Origin of the sequence: Okeania sp. SIO2F4 (assembly GCF_010672385.1) — a bacterium.
Lineage (GTDB): Bacteria > Cyanobacteriota > Cyanobacteriia > Cyanobacteriales > Microcoleaceae > Trichodesmium.
On sequence record NZ_JAAHGT010000692.1, the window covers coordinates 1 to 5,239 of the forward strand.

At 32.7% G+C, this 5,239-nt stretch carries 5 protein-coding genes; 3 read left to right on the forward strand and 2 right to left on the reverse strand.

The features are described 5' to 3' along the window. Positions 1–102 precede the first annotated feature (102 nt). Both F6K22_RS30590 and F6K22_RS30595 read left to right on the forward strand, forming a co-directional pair. A complete protein-coding gene (locus F6K22_RS30590; RefSeq protein WP_293106904.1) occupies positions 103–558 on the forward strand; it encodes a Panacea domain-containing protein in 456 nt (151 codons plus the stop codon). Between the two features lie 216 nt (positions 559–774). Beyond that, a complete protein-coding gene (locus F6K22_RS30595) occupies positions 775–996 on the forward strand; it encodes a hypothetical protein (protein WP_293106907.1) in 222 nt (73 codons plus the stop codon). A gap of 26 nt (positions 997–1,022) precedes the next feature. Here F6K22_RS30595 and F6K22_RS30600 read toward each other — a convergent pair whose 3' ends face one another. Both F6K22_RS30600 and F6K22_RS30605 read right to left on the reverse strand, forming a co-directional pair. Further along, a complete protein-coding gene (locus F6K22_RS30600) occupies positions 1,023–1,397 on the reverse strand; it encodes an NACHT C-terminal helical domain 2-containing protein (protein ID WP_293106909.1) in 375 nt (124 codons plus the stop codon). 73 nt (positions 1,398–1,470) lie between these two features. After that, complete coding sequence (locus F6K22_RS30605) at positions 1,471–3,855, reverse strand: NACHT domain-containing protein (protein ID WP_293106912.1); 2,385 nt, start codon at positions 3,853–3,855, stop codon at positions 1,471–1,473. Positions 3,856–4,054: 199 nt separating this feature from the next. Between F6K22_RS30605 and F6K22_RS30610 the strand changes: the two genes are divergently transcribed. Next, positions 4,055–4,627 (forward strand): phospholipase D-like domain-containing protein, encoded by a 573-nt coding sequence (locus F6K22_RS30610; RefSeq protein ID WP_293106915.1) that lies wholly within the window; start codon positions 4,055–4,057, stop codon positions 4,625–4,627. The last annotated feature ends 612 nt before the right edge of the window (positions 4,628–5,239 follow it).

Sequence of the window (5,239 nt, forward strand, 5' to 3'; positions counted from 1 at the left end):
TTGCTCTCCCTCATACCCAATAATGCGATCGCCCCTTTCTCTTCCTCCCTGATGTTCCACCCAATTGTCTACCAAGGCTGAAGATTCAAGAGAAAAAATCTTATGAAAAGTGCAGTTTATATAGCTCAGTATTTTTTATGTCGTCTTGACACAGAAGCAGGTGATACAATCTCTCCTCTAAAACTACAAAAACTTGTATATTACGCACAAGCTTGGAGTTTAGTATTTAGAAATCAACCTCTGTTTTTTCAAGATATTGAAGCTTGGGTTTCTGGACCGATTATTTGTGATGTTTGGGATGAATATAAACCTTACCATTATCGGGATATTCCACCACCTGAAGAGTTAGAAATAAAGTTTGCCAAAGATGAAGTAGAAGTTCTTGATGAAGTATGGGATGCTTATGGAGAATTAAGCGCTAGACACTTAAAGGAATTAACACATTCGGAAACTCCTTGGCTAAATGCCAGAAAAGATTTAGAACCAGCTCAACCATCAAATAATATTATTTCTCACTCAGATATGAAAGCTTTCTATTCTCAGATGGTGGAGGTTTAATTGAGCAAAAAAAATAGAATAAAAAAAACCTTCAGGGAAAAATCAATACAGACAAATTCCCGATCAAACAACCCCACTATTAAAGAGTAGTACCGACAATGAAAATCCTAGCTTTAGATTTACATACACAGATAAAAATCGTTGGATTTTGTCTGATTGGAATTCATCAGAAATTAATGACTTAATTCAAGGGTTAAAGAAAATAGAAAAGTATACTTGGGGCAGATAAAAAAGCATGGTTCGACAAAACCTGATTCATCAGTTGGAACAGGTTATAAATTAATTAGTAGTCATCCATCTTTACCAGAAAATATACCGAAAGATATTAAATTGTCAGAAATGAGAATAGATGAAAAAAAGCGAATTTTTGGATTTCGGGTAGATGGGGTTTACTATATAGTTTGGTTTGATAGAGACCATTCTGTTTGCCCTGAATAATTTATATCAGGCTAGGGTTTAATATATCATTTTTGTTCTTTCCTTTTTTCGATTTCAGCCATAGGTAAAAATAATTCATCTTCGATTTTATCCCGCACTTCACGAGTAAGGAAACAATCACTTCTCAAACATTCTATTAAAATTACGTTTGCATCATAATATTTTTGGAGTAGTTCTATTTGTGAAGAGATAAATTGCCAATTATGACTAATATCTCGGTGTTTAATTATTACTTCTCTTAACTTATTAGCCCAATCTTTACGATTAATTTTCCACCAAACATCAAAATAACTACCAAATATAGGATGAAACTGTTCTTCTGTTTGATTTTGGTCTGGCAATTCATCTTTTAATTTTTTTAATGCCGATTTTAGCTCTAAATCAATTCTCTCTTTAATCAAATCATTAATTTCATTAGCGAAATTATGAGGATAAAAATTTACATTTATACCAAATTCAATATGATTTGATATATCATTTTTGTTCTTTCCTTTTTTCGATTTCAACGATAGGTAAAAATAATTCGTCTTCGATTTTATCGCGCACTTCACGAGTGACAAAACAATCACTCATTAAGCATTCTATTAGCAGTCCGTTAGCATCATAATATTTTTGCAGTAATTCTATTTGTTCTTCATTAAATTGCATTTCTTCTTCGGTAAGTTGCCAGTCGTGACCAATATTTCTATATGCTATCATTATAGCTCTTAATTCTTGAATCCAATTATAACCATTTATCTTCCACCACTCCTTCATATTTGGTTCGTCTTGTTGGTAATTAGGTAGTTTATTTTTGAGGTGTTGAAGTGAATATTCGAGATTTGGTTCCAGGTCAAAATTTAAAATACTTTCAATATCTTTGGAAAGAACATGATAATCCCCATAAAAAGCATGAGTAAACAGGCTTTGAAACTTTTTATCTAGCACAATAGAATTTTTAAAAGTATGATAATCTGCTAGTGAATAATCGTTGAGAAGGTAATTTGCTAAATCATCAAGTTCTGCATACCTAAATTCTAAGAAATGATGAAAAAAATTTAAGTCTATTGTAGCTCTCATAGTATCATCAAAAGTAGAGTCTTCCTCTAGTTCAAAATAACAAATACGGATCTCAATGGCTGCGAATGGCAGCTTAATTGAACTAGCTTTTTGATGACCCCAGTTTAGAAAGCTTTGTAATTTTTCATCTCGTGCTAATAAATTATCAATTTTCTCCTTCATCAATAACAAAAATTCATCAGCATTTTGGAGCATACCAGCTACTAACAAAAACACCTCACGCCACCGAGTTTCACTAATATGATTTACCAAATTTTTTAAACCATTGGAAGTTGTATAAATTCCTCTAGCTGTAAAATACTCGTGAAAAGTCAAATGAGAAAAAGAATAAATACCACGCGCTCTTTCTACAAATAATCCATGCTGTGCTTCAATAGATTTCAACACTGCTTCACTATCTATCAACAAAGCTTCTGAATCCGTTTTAGCATCAGGTAAATTGTAAATATAAAGAGCAATATTTTCCTGTAATTCTCTTTGCTTAAAAAAGTAATCACCTCGTTCAAAAGTTTTCACAGCAACCTGACTAAGCAAATCTTCTTTTCGCCTCAGAGATAACTTTTTATAAACTTGGTCTCGTTCAATACCACGTTTAGCATCCCACTTACTCAAAAGTACACCTACTCCTCTTTCATAAAGTTCTGAACGATTTGTGGGAAAATCCAAATAATCTTCAAATTCTAAACATAAAAGAGTTAACAATAAAGGGTTTGTAGCTAATTCTTTAACTGGTAGATTTTCCTCAAGTTTAGAAATAAATTTCTTACTTATCTCTGGATTTTTAGATTTAAACCAATTATTAGCAAAATTGTTTATTTGCTCATCATCAAAGTCAGCTACTTCTACATCTGTAAATTTCTCAAAGTTATATTCCCGTGCAGCGATGCGACAACTTATCACAAATTTGTTGTGAGAGTATCGAGTAGAAATATCGCGAATTTGTTTTAATACACGATTATAATCTGCTTCTCTAACTTCATCCAAACCATCAAGTAAAATTAATGCTCTGCCATTTTTGAAAATGCTATCTATTTCTAGAGCAGAAACAGTATCATCAGAAAATATTTGAGTTATATATTCTAGTAAATCAGGTTGCTTTTCTGCCTCTGCAAACTGTCTGAGAGTAATAAAAATTGGCACAAGATTTGTAAGAAAATCTCCATCAATACATTGAATAGCCAAATATTTTAAAAATGTAGTTTTTCCTGCTCCTGGTTTACCTAAAACCATCAATTTTGAATAACGTTTAACAATTTCTATTCCGGGTATTCTTTCCTGACTAACTTTGCCAATTTCAAAACGTTCAAAATTTTCAGCATTGTACTCGCTCTGAATTTGAGAAATATCTTTTCTTATCCGACTCGTGATTTTTTCCAAGATATTAACGTTTGTATAAATATCATTTAAGCCGATAGATTGAGTCATATCTAATACTTTCATAGTGCCACAGTTATCTAAAATAATTTCTCGAATATTTAGACGTACTTTGCCTACTAAATCATTAATATTTTCTGGCGAACGCTCAACTTGATTAGATTCAGAGAAATTACTAGAACGATATTTATCTACCAAAAAGTTTTGTAGCTTATTCCGTTTACCAGTTCCTTTACCCCCTATACTAAATTTCTTATACACATGGCTCATCCGAGTACGAAATGCTGAATCAGATATATAGAACTTTTGTGCTATTTCTAAATCTGACTTTTCACTGCTAAAAATTTCTACAAAGACTTTTTCTTGTTTTGGGGAAAGTTCATATTCTGTAGCAATGTCAGCTAAAAATTCTTTTGGTAAAGACATCAGATAATTATTATTTCTATTCAAATAGTATTTCAAACTAGATCAACCATTATAAATCACAGATATTTAAAAGAATAGGTTTAGCCAAAAATTAGAGATATATTAGCCTATGTCAGTCTATGTCAGCCTATGTTTGAAAGATATCTCCTAAAAATAACTGCAATAGTATATTCAGACATTCAAATTAGGAGATATTCAAATGTTTTTAAACACCAATTCCCATTGGGAAAATACCGACCCCTTTAACTGTCAAGGAATTATTCTTGGCAAAGATAAACATCGTTATTTACTCCTCAAAACCCTACGCCAAGCTCAACAAAAAATCATTATTGTTTGCCCTTGGTTAACCCGTCATAGTCTCGACAATAATATGATTCAAGAATTCAAAAACACCCTTAACCGCCAAGTCAAAATAGAGATTGGTTGGGGATGGCAAAAAGATATTGGTAATATAATTATTCCTGGTAATGGTTGGTGGAAATTAACACCCGCTAATACTTGGAAATATAATGCTATGTTTAAACTACAAGAACTTAAACAACTTTACCCTGAATATTTTCAACTCAAATTAATGGGAACCCACTCTAAATATTGGATATGTGATGATAAATTTGCTGTAGTGACTAGCGCAAATATTCTCTGTTATAAACCTGGAAAAACTAATAAATACTATGAAGAAACTGGACTATGGACAAATAACATTAACCAGATTAAAAACTTCATTAACTCTTTTACCCAAGTACCTAACTTAGCAGCTCAAAAGGCTATCTAGAAAATCAATTAAAGTGGGCAAATATCCAATTTTTAACAGAAATAAGATTTACGCAGTACAACGTATTTTCGTCATTGCGACCGACTCTTAAGCAATCTCAAATCCTAGTTTTTTCTGCCTCATGTAAGTCCTGAGAAAATTAAGAAGCAGGTTTAATCGTTGCAGGATCTTGTGTTACTGCCATTATTATTTATGCCATTTCTCATGCTGCTGCTAAACTGATTCGCGGTATTCGTGGGTAGTATAGCGCTACTTGAATCGAGAATAGGGAAGAGGGAATAGTAAACTGTCATATAAAATCCGGTTGAACAGTCGTCATTGCCACGATAGGAAGCAATCTCATAGGTGCGCGGAGATTGCTTCCTTCCACTCCGTTCCAGTCGCTGCGGACGCAAGCTATAGTAATTATCCGGATTCTATATCAGAGGGTTTCAGGATTTAGAAATGTCCTAATCTTTGCTTTGACTGCTATATCAAATCCAGATGAAAAGTCGTCATTGCGACGAGATGAAGCAATCTCTTAAACCCTTGAGATTGCTTTCTTCCACTCGTTTCTAGTCGCAATGACTTGGATATAGTAATTATCCGGATTTTATATCAGAATTAATACCA

What these genes read in the sequence shown, in the direction of transcription:
- F6K22_RS30605 (WP_293106912.1), bottom strand. Translation starts at nt 3,855, where the DNA reads ATGTCTTTACCAAAAGAATTTTTAGCTGACATTGCTACAGAATATGAA.
- F6K22_RS30610 (WP_293106915.1), top strand. Translation starts at nt 4,055, where the DNA reads ATGTTTTTAAACACCAATTCCCATTGGGAAAATACCGACCCCTTTAAC.
- F6K22_RS30590 (WP_293106904.1), top strand. Translation starts at nt 103, where the DNA reads ATGAAAAGTGCAGTTTATATAGCTCAGTATTTTTTATGTCGTCTTGAC.